The sequence below is a fragment of the Campylobacter sp. 2352 PW genome (assembly GCF_024723575.1).
In the GTDB taxonomy this organism is placed as follows: domain Bacteria; phylum Campylobacterota; class Campylobacteria; order Campylobacterales; family Campylobacteraceae; genus Campylobacter_D.
Genome location: NZ_JANQCX010000004.1, coordinates 19,651 through 39,099, shown reverse-complemented (window position 1 = coordinate 39,099; position 19,449 = coordinate 19,651). Strand labels below are relative to the sequence as shown.

Genomic DNA, 19,449 nt, shown 5'->3' with positions numbered 1-19,449 from the left:
AACTTACCCCTTAAGCCTTTTCAAGTCTGCAAAGTCCTGCGTTAAACTCAGAAATTTGCGTATTTATATCAAAACCATAGTTAGTAACCGTGTTAGAACTTTCCCCTATAGTATAAGGTTTAGTACCTTCAGGATAATTGTAACTTAAATCCACTCCTTGCATAATACCTGCAAAATTATAAGGCAAGCAAATTCTATCTGGTGTAACTGAATGATTATGTACACATTTTACTTTAATCTTAGTGCCTTGTGGCGAGTGAATCCACATCATATCACCATCATTTATACCATATTTTAAAGCAAGTTCAGGGTGTACATTAGCAAACATCTCAGGTGTGATTGCAGCAAGATATTTACTAGTTCTCTCAAGCATACCCGCGCCACTTAAATTTACTAAGCGCATACTTGAAATAATAGTTGGAAACTCTTTACTCCAATCTGTTTTTTGTTGCTCGCTAATAAATTTACTCTCAACTCTGAAGTTTTTCTCTTGATCACCCCAAGTAGGATATTTTTTAACCAAATCCCAGCGAGGTGAGTGAATAGGCTCTCTATGTAATGGAATAGGATCAGCAAATTCCCAAACTTTCATTCTCGCTCTTGCATTACCTAAACAACAAGCACTTTTTTCTCTACATTTTTCTAAGATTATACCTGAAATATCTGTGCTCCAGCTAGCACCCATTAATTCTTTTTCTTTATCACTTAGTTTGATATTAAACACTTTTTCGATATTTTCTTTAGTGATTTGCGGGTAGCCACCTTTAACTTTACATCCTTTTGGAGTAAAGGCTTCATCTGCTAATTGAGAATGCCCATCATGCTCTAAACCAAAGCGATTTCTAAAGCCCATACCACCTTCTTCATAAGGAATATCCGTGTTCCACATGATAGAAGTGCCTGGGTGTTGTTTATCCCAACAAGGCCAAGGTAAGCCATAATATTCACCTTTAACTTCACCACCAATACCTCTTTGAGTATCAGGATCAAAATGTTCCCAATTTTGCTGGTGTTTTCTTAGACGTTCAGCTGAAATACCTCTTAAACCTATACTTAAAAGACCATTACTCATTTCTCTTGTGGCATCATCAGGCCATATGAAATTATCATCATTATCATCTCTTGTTTGTACAAGTTTATGGTCTTTTAATTCCATTTTCATGCCACGAGTGTACTCTTTATAAAAACCAAATTTTTTAGCAAAAGCAAACATAATCTCTTGGTCTTCTTTACTTTCATAAATTGGTTTCACTACTTGAGAACGCCATTGCATAGCACGGTTAGTCGCTGTTACATAACCTTCTGTTTCAAATTGGGTTGAAGCAGGAATAATATAAATACCATCTGGACGATCTGCTAAAACTGCTACTTCATTTACAAAAGGCTCAGCAATTACGATCATATCAAGTTTTTTAAGTGCTTCCTGAATTTTTACCGTATGTGCCATAGAAGTAATACCCGTTCCTTGCACCCAAAGTACACGGATAGGTGAGTTTGAATAAGTTTTTTCTTCATGTAAAACGCCTTGCCACCATTTTGCTAGTGAAAAGCCTTTTTCATGCATCCATTCTTTAGAATAAAATCTTGAATTTAAATACTCTCTCTCAACATTCCATACATTAGAAAAATGATTCCAAGCATTATCATCAAGTCCATAATAAGCTGGTAAAGTATCAGCCAAACAACCCATATCAGTAGCACCTTGAACATTATCATGACCTCTGATGATGTTTGTTCCTGCACCTGGTTTGCCTATATTACCAAGAACGAGTTGCAAGATAGCTAGAATTCTTGTATTAGAGCTACCTACTGAGTGTTGAGTAATACCTAAAGCCCAAAATAGCGTAGCAGGTTTAATTGTAGCTAGCATTCTTGTGATTTTTTCAAGTTGAGCAGCCGGAACACCTGTTACATCTTCTACAACTTCAGGAGTCCATTTAGCGGCCTCTGCTTTTATTTCTTCAACCCCATAAGTTCTAGTTTTGATTAATTCTTTATCTTCCCAACCGTTTTTGAAGATCAAATGAAGCATACCATAAACTAAAGCTATATCTGTACCTGGACGAATTCTTACGTATTCATCAGCATGCACTGCAGTTTTTGTAAATACAGGATCTACAACTACTAATTTAGCATTATTACGATCTTTTGCTTGCAATAAGTGTTTAAATCCAATAGGATTAGCCACAGCAGTATTTGCACCAAAAATAATCATCATTTTTGAATGTTTAGTCACATCACCAAAATGATTTGTCATAGCGCCATAACCCCATGTATTCGCCACACCGGCGACTGTTGCGCTGTGTCAAATTCTAGCAACGTGGTCTATATTATTAGTACCCCAAAATGCTGCAAATTTTCTAAAATAATAAGCTTGTTGGTTATTAAATTTAGCCGAACCTAAGAACATAACGCTATCAGGTCCATTTTCTTTACGGATTTCAAGCATTTTATCACCAATTTCATTGATAGCTTGCTCCCAAGTTAAACGCACCCATTTGCCGTTTTCTTTTTTCATAGGATATTTAATACGCTGTTTTGATTTAGTAAGATCGATTTGATCTATCCCTTTACAGCAGTGTGATCCTTGAGAAATAGGATGTTCTATAGCGTTTTCTTGACGCACCCAAACTCCATCTTGTACTTCTGCTTTAATTCCACAGCCTGCACTACAGATACTACAGATTGTTCTAACAATCTTAGAATCTGGATAAGGATTTGCTACTTCTTGTTCGCTTGCAGCTCTAATAGCTTTATTTTCACTACCAAAAGCCGCACTTCCAAGACCAGCAATACCAGCAAGCTTAAGAAAATTTCTTCTTGCTAATGCCATCTTCTTCCTTTCTTAATTAGTAAGCTATTTTGTAATATTTTTCCCAATGCATAGTTTTTTTATAAAGCACTTCTTTTTTAGTGCTTTTTCCCAAAACTACAGTATTTTGCTCTTGGTAATCATCTTTAGCTAAAGCATTTACACTTGCTCCAGCTACCACCCCTAAAGCACCAATTTTCAAAGATTTTTTTAAAAAATCCCTTCTTTGATTGGCCTCCATGTTCTCTCCTTTGAAATAAAAGTAAAGAATAACTATAAATACTTATTTTCAAAGTATTTACGCACTTACACAAAATGAATTTTGCATATTTTCACTTAAGATTTTATTTAATTTCTATTTTCATAAAAAGATGATTTTGATAATATGTATTTTGGTAACAAAATACATATTTATTTTTATAATTTGCTAAGTTCTTCTATATTTGTTTTACTAAATTTGGTAGGAAGTCTTGGTTCATAAGGAAGTCTTTGTAAAGCTTCATCTGCTATACTTTTACCTTCTTTTTTTACAGGCGCTTGTACTTCTAAATAAGCCCTTTCGTTTGCAAAAAAGACTTTCATAATATTAGCAATAGCAATGTAAAAATTTGAATTTTTGTGGATTTGTAATTTTTCTATAAACTCATCTATCACAGGGTTTATCACAAAACGAAATAATTGCTGTGCAACTTTTAAATCATGCTCAATAATACTTGCCATAAAAGCAAATAAAAAGCCAAATTCATCTTCACTTTGTCTGCAATCTTCTTTTTTTCTAAATTTGGTTTTTCTAATGATTTCACAAGCTTGAAGCTTCATTTTACCATCATCTCTACCCTCATCGTAAAAAGAAGCACTAATAGGTACATTCACATAAGAAAAATCAAAAAACACCGCATTTTGTTCTTCTTTAAAACTTGCAAAATCACATGCACTAAGTTTTTCAAAATCAGACTTTAAACTATCATCTAAAGGGCTTTGAGCTAAAACTAAAACTTGTTCATGCCAAATTTTAAATTCATTTTCATCGATAAAATTAAAAGCTTTTGAAAAAAATTCATAAAAATATTTGCGCGAAAGATCAATATCTTGTATCATTAATTTTCCTTGTTATTTTTATTTGATTATAACAAGGAAAATTTAAAAAAATCAAGTGAGATTTTAAAATTTTGTTTTAGAATCGTAAGTAAATGATGGATTGATTTGTTTTTTATCGCTTAATTCTTTATACCAATAAGAGTGTAAAATATAAACTTCCTCTTCTTCTTTATAACCACTAATCATAGAATGAATACTTCCTTTAATAGCAAATACAGCCATATAAATATGAATAGCAAAAAATACTGCACATAAAATACCCAAAATATTATGGATGATAGCTGAAGCTCTTAAAATATCTATATGAGAAATTCCAAAAATAGACTGTAAAGAAGTAGAATTAAAATCAAGGAAAAACATAAACGCACCGGTGATTATCATCAAAAAGCCACCAAAAACAGCTATATAATACCAAGATTTTTGACCAAAATTAAACTTACCTGCAGGAACAGGTTTTTTCTCTTTGCTTAAATATCCACCTACTATCATCATCCATCTTAAATCATAACTTGCAGGAAGCATTCTTTTAATCCAACACAAAAGCATAGGAATGATAGAAATGATAAATAAAATAGTAGCAATACCATGTAAGTTTTTACACATTCTTACAAAGAATCCACCACCAAAGTATGATCCAAAAATCATAATAAGTCCGGTTGGCACAAGGATAATCCAAGAAATTGCCGCTACAAAATGAAACAATCTTTCAAATACTGAAAAAGCATAAATTTTCTTACCATCATGAGAAAATTTCTTTGGACCTATGACCATATAGTGCAATGCAAAAGCTGAAATAACCACTATAAGTATAATCAAAACAGCACTTGCAATATACTCACCTTGTAGTTTAGTCCACAAAGCACCAAAATTTTGATAACTTTCTATATTCATCACTCTTTGCACATCCCAAATTTGAGTATTTTTAACTTCAAAATTTTCTTGAGCAAATAGAAAGTTAAAACAGGCTAAAAGAGCTAGTATAACTCTATGCATAAATTACTCCTAAACATTACACGCTAGAAAAAGCTTAGCGTTGTAGTTTTGTTAATTTTCAGTTTCCATTTTTATTTTAAAAAAAGTTTTATTTAAAAAACATAAATTTGCAAAAAACTACAAAAAAACTCAATTTTTAGTTTCTTTTTGAATAATTTTCATAGCCAAATTCTCTTACCATAGATAAATTTTCATTCTTATCTAAGAACATTAAATTTGGAAGTCTTACTCCGTTAAAAGTGGTGTTTTTAACTATAGAATAATGAATTTGATCTAAAAATACTATTTTTTGTCCTATTTTTAACTCTTGATTAAAAGCATACTCACCCATGATATCTCCTGCTAGGCAAGTATTGCCACCAAGTAAATAAGCAAATTCATTTTCTTTTAACTCGCTATATTTTTCCCCATCACGACTTGATAAAATTCTAGCATTTAAAACCTCGCTTGTATAAGGCATGATGATAGTATCTGGCATATGAGCTTCACTTGAAGTATCTAAAATAGCTATTTTTTTCTCATTTTCTACTATATCTATCACACTTGCAACTAAAGTCCCACACTGCCAACCTATAGCTTCACCTGGCTCAAGATACACTTGTACGCCGTATTTATCGCTAAATTTTTTACAAAGATCAATTAGTTTTTGCGTGTCATAGCCTTCTTTTGTAATGTGATGGCCCCCACCAAAATTAACCCATTTCATATTTTTAATAAATTTTGAAAATTTAGCTTCAAAAGCATTTAACACAAGCTCTAAAGAATGCGCACTTTCTTCACATAAAGCATGAAAATGAAGCCCACTTAAGGCACTTAAATCTTCATTTTCAAAATCAATCGCACGAATTCCTAATCTTGAAAATCTACCACAAGGATTATAAAGTTCTTTTGGAGCCACTGAAAGCTCTGGATTACAACGCAAACCAAGAGACTTTTTACTTGCTTTGTCTTTAAATTTTTTAAACTGATTAAAAGAGTTAAATACTATATGATGTGAAAGATCTATGATTTCATCTATTTCATCTTCTTTAAAAGCAGGTGAAAAAGTATGAATTTCTTTATCCATATATTCTTTTGCAAATTTAGCTTCCCAAAGCCCACTGCAAGTACAGCCTGATAAATACTCACCCACTATATCCATAGCACCTGAAAAAGCAAAACCCTTTAACGCAAGCAAAACTTTTGCTCCACTTTGCTCACTTACTTTAGCCAAAAGTTCACAATTTTTTCTAAGTTTATCTTCTTCTAAAATATAAGCAGGAGTTTGAAAGTCTTTATCTAAATGATTTTTAATTAGCATTATTTATCCTTAATTTTTGATTTAAAACCACTTGTATAACAAATCATATTAAAATTATATCTTGTTTTTATAATTTACAATCATTAATCAAATAATAGTTATAATCAAAATCCAAATCAAAATTAATTTAGGAGTAAAAATTTAATGGACAGAAGGTTATTTTTAAAATTTAATGCTTTAGGTTTAGCAAGTATTAGCAGTGCTTATGCAATGGGAGATCATTCTCATCACAATATGCACTCAAAACATACACAAAAAGAAGTAAAAGAAATCGATACTTCTTTTATAAAACTAGAAAATCCAAACATTAAACTACTCGATGAAAAAGACTTTCCTAGCGGACAAACATTAACAAATTTAAAACTTCTAAAAAACACAAGCACAAAGAAAAATTTCTTTAGATCAAGTATAGAAATCAAAGAAAGTCAAATAGAACTTGTTAAAGGTAAAAAAACAAAATGTTTTACTTACAATGGCTCTATACCTGGACCTAAAATAGAAGTTTATGAAGGTGACACTGTAGAAATTTTAGTAAAAAATAGTTTAAAAGAACCAACTACAATCCACTGGCATGGACTTGACATACCACCTGAGCAAGATGGCAATCCACATGATCCTATCATGCCTGGTAGAGAAAGAATTTATCGCTTTAAACTTGGAGAAAATTCAGCAGGAACTTACTGGTATCATCCGCACCCACACTACACCACAGCAAAGCAAGTTTATAAAGGCTTAGCAGGGGTATTTGTAGTAAAAGCTAAAAAAGATGCATTGTCGCATTTACAAGAACAAGATTGGGTGATTAGTGATTTGCGTTTAGATGAAAATGCACAAATTCCTGATAATAATTTATTTGATTGGCTCAATGGCAGAGAAGGAAATTTAGTTCTTATCAATGGACAATTAAAGCCAAAAATAACGCTTGACAAAGCTCAAAGAATTCGTATTTATAATTTTTGTGCGGCAAGATATTTAAATTTACGCATTAAAGGCGCTAAATTTATTTTAGTAGGAACTGATGGAGGGCTTATAGAAAAAGGTGTTGAATTAGATGAGTTGTTTTTAAGTCCTGCTTCAAGAGTAGAAGTATTAATCAAAGCAAGTAAGGGTGATTTTAAACTTGAAAGTACTTATTATGACCGCGATAAAATGCTTGTTAAAGAAGAACCTTACACTCTTATGTTAGCTGATCTTAAAGTAGAAAAAACTATAGAAAACATACAGGAGAAATTACGCGAATTTCCACCTTTAAAAGAAGCTACAAACTTTAAAGAAGTGATTATGAGTGAAGATCATATGCAAATGCATGGTATTAGTAAAAAAAGTGAAGAAGAAATCAAAAAAAGCCTTGCTTCTATGTTTTTAATCAATGGTAAAACATTTGATATGAATAGAACGGATTTAACCTCAAAATTAAATGAAGTAGAAGAATGGGTAGTAAAAAACAAATCACATATGGATCATCCTTTCCATATACACGGAACACAATTTGAACTCATTTCTTCTAAATTTAAGGGTAAAATAACAAAAGCAAAATTCAGAGCATTGCAAGATACGATTAATGTAAGACCTGGGGAAGAATTAAGACTTAGAATGAGTCAAAAATTTACCGGTATTAGAATGTTTCACTGCCATATTTTAGAGCATGAAGATCTTGGAATGATGGGAATTTTAGAAATAAAAGAATAAAGGTAAAAAATGGTAAAAGTCGAATTTCTAGGGCCAATTGACAAAGAAAGCTTAGAACTAAATGTAAGCAATCTTAAAGAATTAAAAGCGATTTTAGGGCAAGATGAAAGCTTAAAAGAATGGCTTGAGCTTTGTGCGGTTGCTTTAAATGATGAAATGGTTTTTGATGATGAAACTACCCTAAAAGATGGGGATAAAATCTGCCTACTTCCACCGGTTTGTGGAGGATGAGTTATGTTTGAATTACATCAAGGAGCCTTAGAAATTCCTAGCATTTATGCTAGATGGTATGAATATGCTAAAGATAAAAACTGCGGAGCTTTGATCACATTTTGCGGTATAGTCAGGGCTGAAGATGAGATTGAGGCTTTGAGTTTTGATATATATGAGCCTTTATTAAAAACTTGGTTTGAAAAATGGTGCCAAAAACTTGCAAATGAAAATGTAAGCTTGATGTTTGCTCACTCTATCGGCGAGGTTAAGGTGCATGAGAGTTCTTATTTTGCTGGGGTTTTAAGCAAGCAAAGAAAATTAGGACTTAAGCTAATTAATGATTTTGTAGAAGATTTTAAAGCAAGTGCACCTATATGGAAATATGATATCATTAATGGCGAAAAAATTTATGCCAAAGAACGCTCTTTGAAACTTCAAGGAGCAGGAATTTTAAGCACTAAGGACTAAAATGCTAACTTCTTATAACCAAAGTTTAAATATACTTCATTCACACATACAAACATATGAAAAGATAGAAAACATCGCTTTAACACAGTGCTTAGATAGAATTTTAGCCATAGACATCAAAGCTTCTACTAACAACCCTCAATTTCCCACAGCCTCTATGGATGGCTATGCGATCAAATTTAGCAAGCAAGATGAGCCTTTGTCTATCATAGGTGAAGTGCCTGCCGGAATTTTCCCAAGCTTTAAAATACAAAATAAAGAATGTGTTAAAACCTTTACAGGCTCTTTAATGAGTGAGGGTTGTGATACCTTAGTGCCTGTGGAAAAAGTAGAAGTTAAAGAAGGTGTGGTTTACATCAAAGAAAAAGTTCCACAAGGCTTTGCTGTAAGAAAGGTTGGCGAGAGCTACACTAAAGGTGAAATTTTACTCACAAAAGGTGTAAAACTAGGCTATAGCGAGATAGCACTTTTAGCCGAGCTTGGACACTTTCACATTAGTGTTTTTGCTAAACCTATCATAGGCGTGCTAAGCAGTGGAAGTGAGATCAAAGACTTAGGCGAAAGCTTAGAACACCCTGCACAAATTCGCTCATCAAACCATGTAGCCATAGCTAATATGGCAAAAAAACTTGGTGCTGAAGCTAGAATTTTCCCACTTTTAAAAGATGATATGCAAAAAACTCCAAGTGTTTTAAAACAAACACTTAATGCGTGTGATATTTTAGTTACCACTGGTGGAGTTTCCATGGGGGATTTTGACTTTTTAAAGCAAGCTGTTAAAGAGTATGAAATCATCATAGATAAAGTCGATGTAAAGCCTGGCAAACACATCAAAATAGCCAAATTTGAAGACAAATTCATCTTTGCACTACCGGGTTTTCCATACTCGGCTATGGTGATGTTTAATTTATATGTAAGAGAACTTTTAAATGCTTGGCTTTTACAAGAAAAAGACTATGTATTTAAAGCATTTGCAAATACTGACTATAAGAAAAAAAGTTCACATTTAGAATTTGTAGCTTGTAATGTAGAATTTAAAGATGGAAAAATTTATGCCAATTTAAAAGGCAAAAAACAAGGCTCAAGTGCCATCATCAACAACCTTAATCACAAAGCTGCATTAATGATAGCAAATGATAATATAAAAGAAAATGATTTGGTGGATATAATTTTTATGCCTTAGGCATAATTTTTATTTTCAACCTACTCCAAGCAATAATAAAAAGAATGGTGATATAGATATAGATAAAACCAACACTAGGATAAATAAATTTTTCTAGATCAAAAAACATCATAAAACCTTTTAAATAAACTTTTATAAAACTACTTAAATCAAAATTAAAAGTTACAAACATATTATTTTTGATAAACAAAAAATAGACATTATGGGTAAATAAATACATATAAAACACAAAAAAGATTTTCATTCCACTAATTTTGACTAGTTCTTTAAAAAAGAAAAATGCCGATATAGTATTTAAAATTGATACAATATCAAATAACTTTAACATCATTATTGACTTTATAAAATAACACAAATAAGAAATCATCCATAAAGTAAAAAACAATAATAATTTGTATGATTTTATCTTTTTGCAAAGCAGAATGATAGACATAAAAGAAAATATACAAAAAAAGCATCCTAAAATAATTAAAACTATTTCAAGAGGAAAAATTACACCAGATGAAAAATTATCAAGAACAAACATAATAAAAACCCAAAGATAGACGATGAAAGGAAACACACAAGCAAAAATCATTGTAATTTTAATAAGCTTTAATCCTTGAGTTGTTGTTGCATAATTTTCTTTTATTTCTTCATCAAAACTTTCAAAATTTAGCCAAGCTAAAGCATGGTAAACAAATCCTGTGATTAAAAACGAAACTGCTATAAAAATTAAGATTGGAGCACCAATTAAAAATAAAGTATTACCTTTATTTGCTTGATTTAAAAGCACATTATATATATAAGAAAAAGAAATTTCAATATTTAAATGAAACAAAAATAAGCCTATATTTATACTTACAACAAGTATCAACAAACCTATAAAAAATAGATTAAAAGCTTTAATAAAATATTTTTGATGCGTTACTCTTGCAATTTCATAAAATATATTCTTAGTAAATTTATAAGATAATAAACAATTAATAATCATACATATTGCAATTATCGCTACTGTATGTTCAAAACTTATATAACCAGTTGGATGCAAAATCAAAACAGAAAATAAAAAGAAGATTAAATTTATGAACACAGTAATAAAAAAATTACTTAATAATTTCTTAGCACCTGCGTGAACTTCGAGTTTATTTAAAACGATAATAAATAAAATAAAAGCCGTTATAGCAAATAATGGCATTATGGCCAACATGCTACAAATTAAACTCATAAGAGCAAGAATTTTAATATTTCTAGTAATTTTTTGTTGATTTTTCATAAATTCTCTTTCAAAAATAATTCAAATTTTTATATTATATAGATTATTTTAACCTAGTTTATCTTATAATTTTTAAAATACCTGTCAATAGCACTTTAGCTTTTTCTTGACTTTGTTTTAAATCATTTAAAATCTCTTCTACTTCACGAGTTATTATACTAGTCATTATCTAAAATATCATAGTTATTATCTGCGATATAAGCTTTTAATTCTTTTTCTAATATATCTTCAAGATCTATTTGATTAGTCCATTTATTTATTTTATTTACTTTGATATCAAAACATCCTTGTTTCAAATTATTAATTATTCTATTTATATAATCATCTTTATGTTGAATTTGTGTTAGTTTATCTATAGTGTTTTTTCTCCAATTTTCATTATGTACTAGTATAATATGCTTATTTTTTAATCCTTTTGCAAAACCATATTCATATAAAACATTACTATTATTGGTGCTACAATCAACTATAATAATATCTGCTTTCTCTATATTTTCAAATATCTTTTCTATTATATTATCATCTTTTTTTTCATTCATAATCTCCATTAGATTAAAGTTATGGAGTTTATTTATACCTTGAATTCTATGAATTGATTTTTCTATAGAATCTTTATATTGATTAATATATATTTCATTATATTCCATAGCAACAAAAATATGTTTTACTCTTTCTAGTGTTTTTGTATATGAATTAAAACTTTCATACAAATCGGCAAAATTTTTAAAATTATCTAAATTGTAGTTAAATTTTTTTATCCATTTATTGAACAATTTAAGTTGTTTATTGAAAATTTCTAATCTATCATATTTATATTTAAGATAACATATGGCACCCAATAGACTACATTTAATGTTGTTATCATGTTTATATTCGCAGTATTTATATATAGCATCTTTTATAATATTTACAATGCTTTGATCAAATTTTTGATTTAATATTTCATTGATTGCAGAGATTAAAATCTGTTTTTCTTCTTCATTTAAATCTTTCCATGCTTCTTGTGTGTTTTTTAAAATATTTAATAATTGATCAGACTCTATAAATTCTTTTAATTCGTCAGCATTTGCTTTTGTGACTAAATCAAAAATTTTAGTAGAAGTGACTGGTAATGCTTTTGAATTTAATAAATAAAAATATAGATGCTCTTGGGAGTATTTTTCGTTCTTAGGAACAAATAAAATACAAAAAGAAATCATTCGATTTTCACCATCTTTTGCTATTAATGACAATGCTTCTATTCTATGATTTCCATCTAATCTATATAATTTTTTATCTTTTTTGATATCAAATTTAAAAACTGCAAAACCAAAAGTTCTCATAGTTGCAGCCGTTTCCATTGAATTTATTTGCTTTAAATCTTCTATAGCATATTTTAAACATTCCAACTCATCTAAATTTTTATCTACATCATATGAATACAATAAAGTTACTTCAGGAAAATATATATCACTTTTAGAAGAATTATTTACATAACTTACGATTTTATTTCTATGATTTTCGTCAATATCTCTTTGAAATTCTTCATTGGTTTCTGATATCTGAGCAAGTGTTTCTACATCAGCAAAACCTCTAAAAACCTCTATACCATTTTTGGCTACAAAAGGTTTTATTTTTTTATATTTTTCTAACTTATCATAGGTAAAATGTTTATTCTTTGCAAATTTTATTAAATCTTCAGGAACTTCTGTTACTTCTTCACAAACTCCAAGAGTTTCTCTAATCCCATATAATTCAATCATGTTAATTCCTTTTTATTTTATTATAATATTTTCTATCTCTAGATATAAATCTTGTTCAAGTTTTTTAGCTTTTTGTTTATTTTCTTCTATTTTTTCATATTTTTGCTCTAGTTCTTCAATTATTTTGTTTTGGATTTCAATTGGTGGAAGTGGTATTTTTAAATATCGATAAGAGCTTAAATAATAGCGTCTATGGGCTTTGCTTAAATCTATTTTGATAATTTTCAAGACTTCATATAAAAATTTTATATTTGTTTTAGTATTATCTTTAATCTTTAGTATTTTTAAAGCATCAGACTTTACTTTAAAATTAAAATCTACAAATTGAATTGCTGTTGTAAAATCATCAAATATAATCACAGGTGGATTATCGAATATGCCAAAATCTTCATCCGTATATCCTAATATAAAAGTTTTACCAGCTGTAAGAACAGGGATGGCAAAATTATCACTATAGTTTGTATTTGATACTATGTATTTTTTAGGTTGTTCGTAATCTAGTATATTCTTTAACTCAACTAATGGATAATTACTTTTACTTACATCAATCTTGTCACTACCTTGGTTGTGTGTAATATCCCATCTGCTTAAATTTTTAAAAGATACAGTAAAGATTTTTTCTCTTGCTGTATCTTTTGGTTTTTTGAGTCCAAGAGCTATATATATATATGCTTCTATTTCTTTTTTGATTTTTTCTTCTTCAAGTTGTAATTCTTTAATTTTATTTTTAATAGTTTGAAGCTTTGTGACTATTTCTTCTTGAATTTCTAATGGTGGTAATGGGATTGTTAGTGTTTTAAGCTCACTAAATGATAAAATTTGTCTTACAGACCCTTTTGTATTTGCTCTTAAATGATTATTGAACCATTCTGATTTTAAAACAAACACTAAATATTCTGATATTAATTTTTTTTCAATAGTTCTAAATACAATATATGCTGGGCTTGTATATTTTAAATCAAATTCTTTTGGCACAATACCTATTGAACCAACATTTACTCTATATGGATTATAAAAAATATCGCCACTATTTACTTGATAATAAGGTTGTTTTATTTTAGACCCCAATAATGTTTCATTAAAATACACACCTTCTTTATTATTAACTCCTAGGATGTCAAATGTTTCGTTTGGATATAAAAACGGTTTAATTTTATTTTTATTTTCAATAATATAGTTTTTTAACTCTACTAATGGAAAATTAGATTTTAATGAATTTAGAAAATTTTTTACGCTCCAAATATTCAAATCCTTAAAATTAACAACTTTTGTTTTACTCATTTTTTACCCCAAACTATGCTGTTTTCTTTTAAAAATTCTTTAAAGTATGTATTTATGCCTTTTTCTATTATTTTTTCTTCTCCCGTGTCTTTATCTTTTTCTATAATATCCATTAGCTCGTTTTTTACACCTTCTCCGGTCTCGCCCGTGCTAGTAATTCCAACCGCTTCAGCTTCTGCCATAAAAATAGGATAATCAAAATCATTTTTTGTATTTTGATATGCTTCTTCTATTATTTGGACTTCTAAGTCTTTTAAATCTTTTCTAGCTTGTTTTTTATCATCACTTGTATATAAAGGTGTTTTTTCATCTTTACTTTTGCGATATTTTATAATTTCATTAAGATTATCTATAGTTGCTTTATGTTTTAATTTTAATTTTTCTGTGTATTCAGAGATTAAATTATTCCACTTTTGCTGCGAAACTTCATCAAATTTTTGAATAAATAAAATTGAACATTTAACACTGGCTTTGGAGCTTAAAAATGTTTCTACAGGTAGCGATATAACAGCTCTTAAAAAAGCTCTACCTTCTACAAATTTTCTTACATATTCAGCATTTGGCGTATTAAATACCCCTTCAGGTAAAACAATCCCTAATCTTCCATTTGGTTTAAGTAAATCCATACACCTATTTATAAATAAATGTTCTGTTTTGTCACTTTTTAGATTTTCTTTGAGTTTAAACAATGAAGCTATTGGCTTTCCTATATTATCTATAATTTTAAGCTGGGTAGTTTTATATCTTTCTTCCCCATATAGATCGTAGTATTGTTTTATATATTCTTCATAACCTTCTTTTGCTATTAACTCTCCTTGTTCTGTTCTAGTAAGCCAAATATCGTTTTCTTGGATTACATCACTTTCTTCTACTTGTGAGCCAAAAGGTGGGTTTGTAAGGATGATGTCAAATTGATTTTCAAATACTCCATTTATATTTAAAAGCCCATTGTGATGATGTATGCCGCCGTGACCATCACCGTGCATTATCATGTTCATTTTAGATGTTCTAGCCATTCTATCATTTGCATCTACCCCATATATACAAAAATTTGAAAGCTTATATATGCGAGAATTTTTATTGTCTAAACTTAATTCTCTTTGCAACTCTTCTAATTTTTCTGTAAGTTTCTTTGCTTCTTCACTTGTTGGGTTTTCTAGGTCTTTAATATTGTCTTTTTTCCATGCTTCATACTGATTTTTTATATCTTTTTGTATGATTTCTCTAACCTTACTAAATATTCTAATTAAAAACCCACCACTACCACTAGCAGGGTCGCAAGAAATTTCACCTTCTTTAGGGTCTATCATATCCACCATAAACTCAACCACACTTCTAGGTGTAAAAAACTGACCTATTTCCCCACGAAAAGTTCTGCCTAAAAATCTTTCAAATGCTATACCTTTTACATCTGCTGAGGTTAAAGATAGATTATAACTTTCCAACTCTTTTATGATTTTTAATATAGTGTGTTCTTTTAAATTAATCTTTTCATCTTTTTTAAAAATTTTATCTTTTGCAAATTCTTTTTTAGCGCCATCAAAATAACTTTCAATAGGATTTGCATTATACTTTCTAGCTTCTTTAATGTATTCTTGATTAAATTTTTTATTTTGTCCTTTTAAAAGCATTCTTTCAACATAAACTTTCATAAATAAAATTTTAGCTATTTCATCAAATGCAGCTGCTGGATCTAGTTTTTCTATATTTCTTATGATGTTATGACATTTATGGAGCATATTTGCAAATTCATCTTCTTTGAAAACTAATAAATCCTTATAAAGCTGTTCTATTGTTTTTTCATCAGCCCCATTTGATGGTATGTTTGATATCTCTTGCCTATATCCTGGTACCTTATCTTTTAAAATTCGCCAAAATCTAGTTTCATAACTATTGTGTGTAATGAAAAATTTAGCATTTAGTATTCTTGCATAGCTTTCACCTTGATCATAGTCTTTTTCATTTATGTGAATATAATCTGCCTTACACTCAACAATAATTAATGGAGTATTGTTGTTTTGTTTTTCTTCTATACTTTTCCATATAACTATATCAGCTCTTGCACTTCTTTTGCCTTCCTTTGTCGATAACTCTTCATCTAATTGTTCTATTTTATATTTATATTCATTTACTAATCTACATACAAATTCTTGTCTAACTTTTTCTTCTGGAGTTGCAACTAAATATTTTTTTCTAATATGAGAATATATTTTACCTTCTTTGTTATATTGAACTTCTAAAATATCCATATAAATCCTTTAAATAAAAACTATCATTAATATAAAATATATTTTATATTAATATGCGAAATAAATTATAAAATAAACACATTTTATAAAGTAATTTATTTAAACCTATGAGTTATTTAATCTTATTTTTAATCTTTGAAATAGTATAACACAAACATCCTTGCTCTTATTTTATCATTTTTTGCTAAAATATCTCAAACTAAAAAGGATAAAAATGACTCCACAGGTTAAAATAAATAAGCCAAGTTTGCAAGAAGTGCAAAATTATCTTAAATTAGACGAACATTATGCTCTACAAGAAAGTGCATTAAGAAAATTATTTACAAAAACCTATCCAAAAAATGATGATATAGATGATATTTTAATAAAAGCATCGTCATTAAATGATTTTTATAGCACTAATATTTTTTCAATTTTTCCAGTTGCTAAACATATAAAAAATTTAAAAATTGATGAGAAATTAAAAAATAAAGACTTAAGCTTAGTTAGCAAAATAGCAAATATTAAAATAAATGGAGTAGATAAAAATTTTTATTCTTTTGCTAGTAAATACTGCTCACATCATCAGCCTTTATTTTTTCCTATATATGATTATTATGTAGATAAAGTATTGACATATTTTCAAAATAAAAATAATTTTTATAATTTTGAATTTAATTTAAAAAATTATGAAATATTTTGCGATGTTATAAATAAATTCATTGATTATTATAAATTAAATAATTTTAATATAAAAGAAATTGATAAATATTTATGGCAGTTAGGTAAAGTTACATTTCCAAGAAATTATAAAAAACAAAATAATAAAGCGTAATATATTCAAGTTTTTATAGTAATTTTAAAAATTAAATAATTATACCATAAAAATCAAACCAAAACCCACAAACGCACCTTAAGTATAGTATCTTACTTTATTTTCCCTATTGCAATAAAAACCTAGCTTTAATATAATTTCAAAAACCACAAAGGAGAGAAAATGGACTCAAAAATCTTTTTAGAAAATGGTCGTGTTAAAAGTAAAGGTTATGCTATGCTTAGCAAGGATTCTAAATTTACACCTTTTGAATTTACACGCCATAAAGTAGGTAAAAACGATATCTTAATCGCTATCAAATACGCAGGAATTTGTCATAGTGACATACACACCGCAAGAAGCGAATGGGGCGAGGCAACCTACCCTTGCGTACCTGGTCATGAGATAGCAGGAGAAGTTATCGCAGTGGGTGAAAATGTGAGTAAATTTAAAGTAGGTGATTATGCTGGGGTTGGGTGCATGGTAAACTCATGCGGAGAGTGCGAAGCATGCAAAAAATCTCAAGAGCAATTTTGTGAAAATGGTAAAACCATCTACACTTATAACTGCAAAGATGTATTTCATGATAATGAAAACACCTATGGAGGCTACTCAAACAACATCGTAGTAAGTGAAAAATTTGCTATCAATGTGCCAAAAAATGCTCCACTTGACAAAGTAGCACCTTTACTTTGTGCGGGTATTACTACCTACTCACCGCTTAAATTTTCAAATATCAAAGAAGGCTCAAGCGTAGCTATAGCAGGATTTGGTGGGCTTGGTATGATGGCAGTAAAATATGCTGTGAAAATGGGTGCAAAAGTAAGTGTTTTTGCAAGAAATGAAAACAAAAAAGCAGAAGCTCTAGCTATGGGTGTGAGTAATTTTTATACTAGTACAGACAAAAGTGTGGTAAAAGAAAGATTTGATCTCATCATCTCCACCATACCAACCCCTTATGATCCGCTAGCTTATATGGATTTGTTAAAATTTGGTGGTGAAATGGCTATCGTAGGATTACCTCCACATGAAGTAAGTCCTAGCATTAACATCATTCACTTTGTACATAAAGCAGGTAAAAAAGTATATGGCTCACTTATTGGAGGCATTAAAGAAACTCAAGAAATGCTTGATTTTTCTTTAGAACATGGAATTTATCCTGAAATTGAACTCATCAAACCAAGCGAGATTGACAAAGCTTATGAAAATCTCACTTCAGGAAAAGCCAAATTCCGCTATGTAATCGATATGAGTGCAGAGAATTAATGCTCATCAGAAATCACATCGCTAGTGTCAAAACCTCTTTGCTTGGCTATTTCAAGCAAAGAGTTTATTTGCTCTTTTGCTAAAATCTCTCTTGATAAAATCCATAAATATTTTTTATCAGGACTACCTACGATAGAAACTTGATAATTTGTATCAATGTAAATAATCTCATAATTTGGCTTGTTAAAAATATTCATAAATATACTAAATTTAACCGCCAAAGCTCTTGGTGATTTTACCCTAGCTTTGCCATTTGCTTGAGAGATTTCTCCATTTTCTTTTGTGCATATATTTTTGACTTTAATTATAGGCGTAGAGCCTTCATACTCTAGCTCATATTCTACCTTAGCACTTTTGCAAGTTTTTTGAAAAAAAGCAGGTTTTCTAGCCATTTCTAGCCATGTACCCATGTATTTTTCTAAATTTATACCATCTAATAATTCTATCATTTTTCTTCCTTTTGGTTTACCTCACCCCAATCACACATTGCTTGTAAAATAGGAATTAAACTTTGACCTTTTTTAGCAAGGCGGTATTCTACTTTTGGAGGGATTTGTGGATATTCTTTACGCGTGATTAAATCATCATTTTCAAGCTCTCTTAAAGTATGTGTCAAAGTCTTAAAAGAAATATTGCCAAGATATCTTTTAAGTTCATTATATCTTACAACTTCATAGCGAAATAAACAGTACAAAACACTCATCTTGTATTTGCCTGAAATCAAAGACAAGGTATAGTTAAACCCACATTCTGTAAAATCGCACTTTTCTTCCATATACTTTCCTTTAATATAGTATTATGCTTTTTTATATTATAATCCAAAATCATTTTTTATCAAAATGAAAACAAATTAAAAAGGATTTCGATGGATTTCATCACAAATCTTATCATTGCTGCTATTGTTGGTGGCGCATGTGGAGTTGCGCTTCATTTATGGAAAAAGAAAAAAGAAAAAGACAGTAGCGAAAAATAATATGTGAAGCAAAATGCTTCACATTGATTTAATTTATAATATATTTCAGCATATTCTAACTTCAAGATCAAAAAGTAAAAATACTTATTCTATACATTCTGCCTTAAAAGTATAAAAATATAATTACACTTTCT

Annotated in this window: 17 protein-coding genes; 6 read left to right on the top strand and 11 right to left on the bottom strand. The window is 29.4% G+C overall.

Features of this window, described 5'->3' with window-relative positions; all coding sequences use genetic code 11:
* Positions 1–10 precede the first annotated feature (10 nt).
* From CAMP5121_RS03015 to nspC, 5 genes are all read right to left on the bottom strand, one after another.
* Positions 11–2,833: a formate dehydrogenase subunit alpha gene (locus CAMP5121_RS03015; protein WP_214097741.1), complete on the bottom strand. Its 2,823-nt coding sequence runs from the start codon at positions 2,831–2,833 to the stop codon at positions 11–13.
* Positions 2,834–2,849: 16 nt separating this feature from the next.
* A complete protein-coding gene (locus tag CAMP5121_RS03010) occupies positions 2,850–3,053 on the bottom strand; it encodes a twin-arginine translocation signal domain-containing protein (protein ID WP_012661099.1) in 204 nt (67 codons plus the stop codon).
* 176 nt (positions 3,054–3,229) lie between these two features.
* Positions 3,230–3,910, bottom strand: a complete 681-nt coding sequence (locus CAMP5121_RS03005; protein ID WP_052243243.1) for a TorD/DmsD family molecular chaperone — start codon at positions 3,908–3,910, stop codon at positions 3,230–3,232.
* A 63-nt stretch (positions 3,911–3,973) separates the two neighbouring features.
* Positions 3,974–4,903, bottom strand: a complete 930-nt coding sequence (locus CAMP5121_RS03000; RefSeq protein ID WP_039627999.1) for a formate dehydrogenase subunit gamma — start codon at positions 4,901–4,903, stop codon at positions 3,974–3,976.
* Between the two features lie 136 nt (positions 4,904–5,039).
* On the bottom strand, positions 5,040–6,203 hold the full coding sequence (gene nspC, locus CAMP5121_RS02995; protein WP_337212278.1) for a carboxynorspermidine decarboxylase: 1,164 nt from the start codon (positions 6,201–6,203) through the stop codon (positions 5,040–5,042).
* 144 nt (positions 6,204–6,347) lie between these two features.
* Between nspC and CAMP5121_RS02990 the strand changes: the two genes are divergently transcribed.
* From CAMP5121_RS02990 to CAMP5121_RS02975, 4 genes are read left to right on the top strand one after another with little or no spacing between them, the layout of a single operon-like run.
* On the top strand, positions 6,348–7,892 hold the full coding sequence (locus CAMP5121_RS02990) for a multicopper oxidase family protein (RefSeq protein WP_337214755.1): 1,545 nt from the start codon (positions 6,348–6,350) through the stop codon (positions 7,890–7,892).
* Positions 7,893–7,901: 9 nt separating this feature from the next.
* Positions 7,902–8,123 (top strand): molybdopterin synthase, small subunit, encoded by a 222-nt coding sequence (locus tag CAMP5121_RS02985; protein ID WP_039627993.1) that lies wholly within the window; start codon positions 7,902–7,904, stop codon positions 8,121–8,123.
* Between the two features lie 3 nt (positions 8,124–8,126).
* The gene (locus tag CAMP5121_RS02980; RefSeq protein ID WP_039627992.1) at positions 8,127–8,573 is read left to right on the top strand and encodes a molybdopterin synthase catalytic subunit; all 447 of its coding nucleotides are present in this window, start codon (positions 8,127–8,129) and stop codon (positions 8,571–8,573) included.
* A gap of 1 nt (position 8,574) precedes the next feature.
* Positions 8,575–9,756, top strand: coding sequence for a molybdopterin molybdotransferase MoeA (locus tag CAMP5121_RS02975; RefSeq protein WP_337214754.1), 1,182 nt, complete (start codon positions 8,575–8,577; stop codon positions 9,754–9,756).
* On the opposite strand, the gene CAMP5121_RS02970 is transcribed toward CAMP5121_RS02975, so the two are convergent.
* The 4 genes from CAMP5121_RS02970 to CAMP5121_RS02955 form a co-directional block, all read right to left on the bottom strand.
* The gene (locus CAMP5121_RS02970; RefSeq protein WP_337214753.1) at positions 9,746–11,011 is read right to left on the bottom strand and encodes a hypothetical protein; all 1,266 of its coding nucleotides are present in this window, start codon (positions 11,009–11,011) and stop codon (positions 9,746–9,748) included. The two genes, CAMP5121_RS02975 and CAMP5121_RS02970, sit on opposite strands and share 11 nt — an antisense overlap.
* 158 nt (positions 11,012–11,169) lie before the next feature.
* Positions 11,170–12,753, bottom strand: coding sequence for a hypothetical protein (locus CAMP5121_RS02965; protein ID WP_337214752.1), 1,584 nt, complete (start codon positions 12,751–12,753; stop codon positions 11,170–11,172).
* 12 nt (positions 12,754–12,765) lie between these two features.
* A complete protein-coding gene (locus CAMP5121_RS02960; RefSeq protein WP_087685180.1) occupies positions 12,766–14,034 on the bottom strand; it encodes a restriction endonuclease subunit S in 1,269 nt (422 codons plus the stop codon).
* Positions 14,031–16,283, bottom strand: coding sequence for an N-6 DNA methylase (locus CAMP5121_RS02955; protein ID WP_337214751.1), 2,253 nt, complete (start codon positions 16,281–16,283; stop codon positions 14,031–14,033). The genes CAMP5121_RS02960 and CAMP5121_RS02955 overlap by 4 nt, the downstream gene beginning before the upstream one ends.
* Before the next feature lie 214 nt (positions 16,284–16,497).
* Here CAMP5121_RS02955 and CAMP5121_RS02950 point away from each other — a divergent pair, with 214 nt between their 5' ends.
* Both CAMP5121_RS02950 and CAMP5121_RS02945 read left to right on the top strand, forming a co-directional pair.
* The gene (locus CAMP5121_RS02950) at positions 16,498–17,097 is read left to right on the top strand and encodes a hypothetical protein (RefSeq protein WP_257938190.1); all 600 of its coding nucleotides are present in this window, start codon (positions 16,498–16,500) and stop codon (positions 17,095–17,097) included.
* Between the two features lie 162 nt (positions 17,098–17,259).
* Positions 17,260–18,342, top strand: a complete 1,083-nt coding sequence (locus CAMP5121_RS02945; RefSeq protein ID WP_337214750.1) for an NAD(P)-dependent alcohol dehydrogenase — start codon at positions 17,260–17,262, stop codon at positions 18,340–18,342.
* On the opposite strand, the gene CAMP5121_RS02940 is transcribed toward CAMP5121_RS02945, so the two are convergent.
* Together CAMP5121_RS02940 and rrpA are read right to left on the bottom strand one after the other, a co-directional pair.
* Positions 18,339–18,791, bottom strand: a complete 453-nt coding sequence (locus CAMP5121_RS02940; protein WP_337214749.1) for a lipocalin family protein — start codon at positions 18,789–18,791, stop codon at positions 18,339–18,341. The genes CAMP5121_RS02945 and CAMP5121_RS02940 overlap by 4 nt on opposite strands.
* Positions 18,788–19,117, bottom strand: coding sequence for a MarR family transcription factor RrpA (gene rrpA, locus CAMP5121_RS02935; RefSeq protein WP_039617585.1), 330 nt, complete (start codon positions 19,115–19,117; stop codon positions 18,788–18,790). The genes CAMP5121_RS02940 and rrpA overlap by 4 nt, the downstream gene beginning before the upstream one ends.
* Positions 19,118–19,449 lie beyond the last annotated feature (332 nt).

What these genes read in the sequence shown, in the direction of transcription:
- CAMP5121_RS03010 (WP_012661099.1), bottom strand. Translation starts at nt 3,053, where the DNA reads ATGGAGGCCAATCAAAGAAGGGATTTTTTAAAAAAATCTTTGAAAATT.
- CAMP5121_RS03005 (WP_052243243.1), bottom strand. Translation starts at nt 3,910, where the DNA reads ATGATACAAGATATTGATCTTTCGCGCAAATATTTTTATGAATTTTTT.
- CAMP5121_RS03000 (WP_039627999.1), bottom strand. Translation starts at nt 4,903, where the DNA reads ATGCATAGAGTTATACTAGCTCTTTTAGCCTGTTTTAACTTTCTATTT.
- nspC (WP_337212278.1), bottom strand. Translation starts at nt 6,203, where the DNA reads ATGCTAATTAAAAATCATTTAGATAAAGACTTTCAAACTCCTGCTTAT.
- CAMP5121_RS02990 (WP_337214755.1), top strand. Translation starts at nt 6,348, where the DNA reads ATGGACAGAAGGTTATTTTTAAAATTTAATGCTTTAGGTTTAGCAAGT.
- CAMP5121_RS02985 (WP_039627993.1), top strand. Translation starts at nt 7,902, where the DNA reads ATGGTAAAAGTCGAATTTCTAGGGCCAATTGACAAAGAAAGCTTAGAA.
- CAMP5121_RS02980 (WP_039627992.1), top strand. Translation starts at nt 8,127, where the DNA reads ATGTTTGAATTACATCAAGGAGCCTTAGAAATTCCTAGCATTTATGCT.
- CAMP5121_RS02975 (WP_337214754.1), top strand. Translation starts at nt 8,575, where the DNA reads ATGCTAACTTCTTATAACCAAAGTTTAAATATACTTCATTCACACATA.
- CAMP5121_RS02970 (WP_337214753.1), bottom strand. Translation starts at nt 11,011, where the DNA reads ATGAAAAATCAACAAAAAATTACTAGAAATATTAAAATTCTTGCTCTT.
- CAMP5121_RS02965 (WP_337214752.1), bottom strand. Translation starts at nt 12,753, where the DNA reads ATGATTGAATTATATGGGATTAGAGAAACTCTTGGAGTTTGTGAAGAA.
- CAMP5121_RS02960 (WP_087685180.1), bottom strand. Translation starts at nt 14,034, where the DNA reads ATGAGTAAAACAAAAGTTGTTAATTTTAAGGATTTGAATATTTGGAGC.
- CAMP5121_RS02955 (WP_337214751.1), bottom strand. Translation starts at nt 16,283, where the DNA reads ATGGATATTTTAGAAGTTCAATATAACAAAGAAGGTAAAATATATTCT.
- CAMP5121_RS02950 (WP_257938190.1), top strand. Translation starts at nt 16,498, where the DNA reads ATGACTCCACAGGTTAAAATAAATAAGCCAAGTTTGCAAGAAGTGCAA.
- CAMP5121_RS02945 (WP_337214750.1), top strand. Translation starts at nt 17,260, where the DNA reads ATGGACTCAAAAATCTTTTTAGAAAATGGTCGTGTTAAAAGTAAAGGT.
- CAMP5121_RS02940 (WP_337214749.1), bottom strand. Translation starts at nt 18,791, where the DNA reads ATGATAGAATTATTAGATGGTATAAATTTAGAAAAATACATGGGTACA.
- rrpA (WP_039617585.1), bottom strand. Translation starts at nt 19,117, where the DNA reads ATGGAAGAAAAGTGCGATTTTACAGAATGTGGGTTTAACTATACCTTG.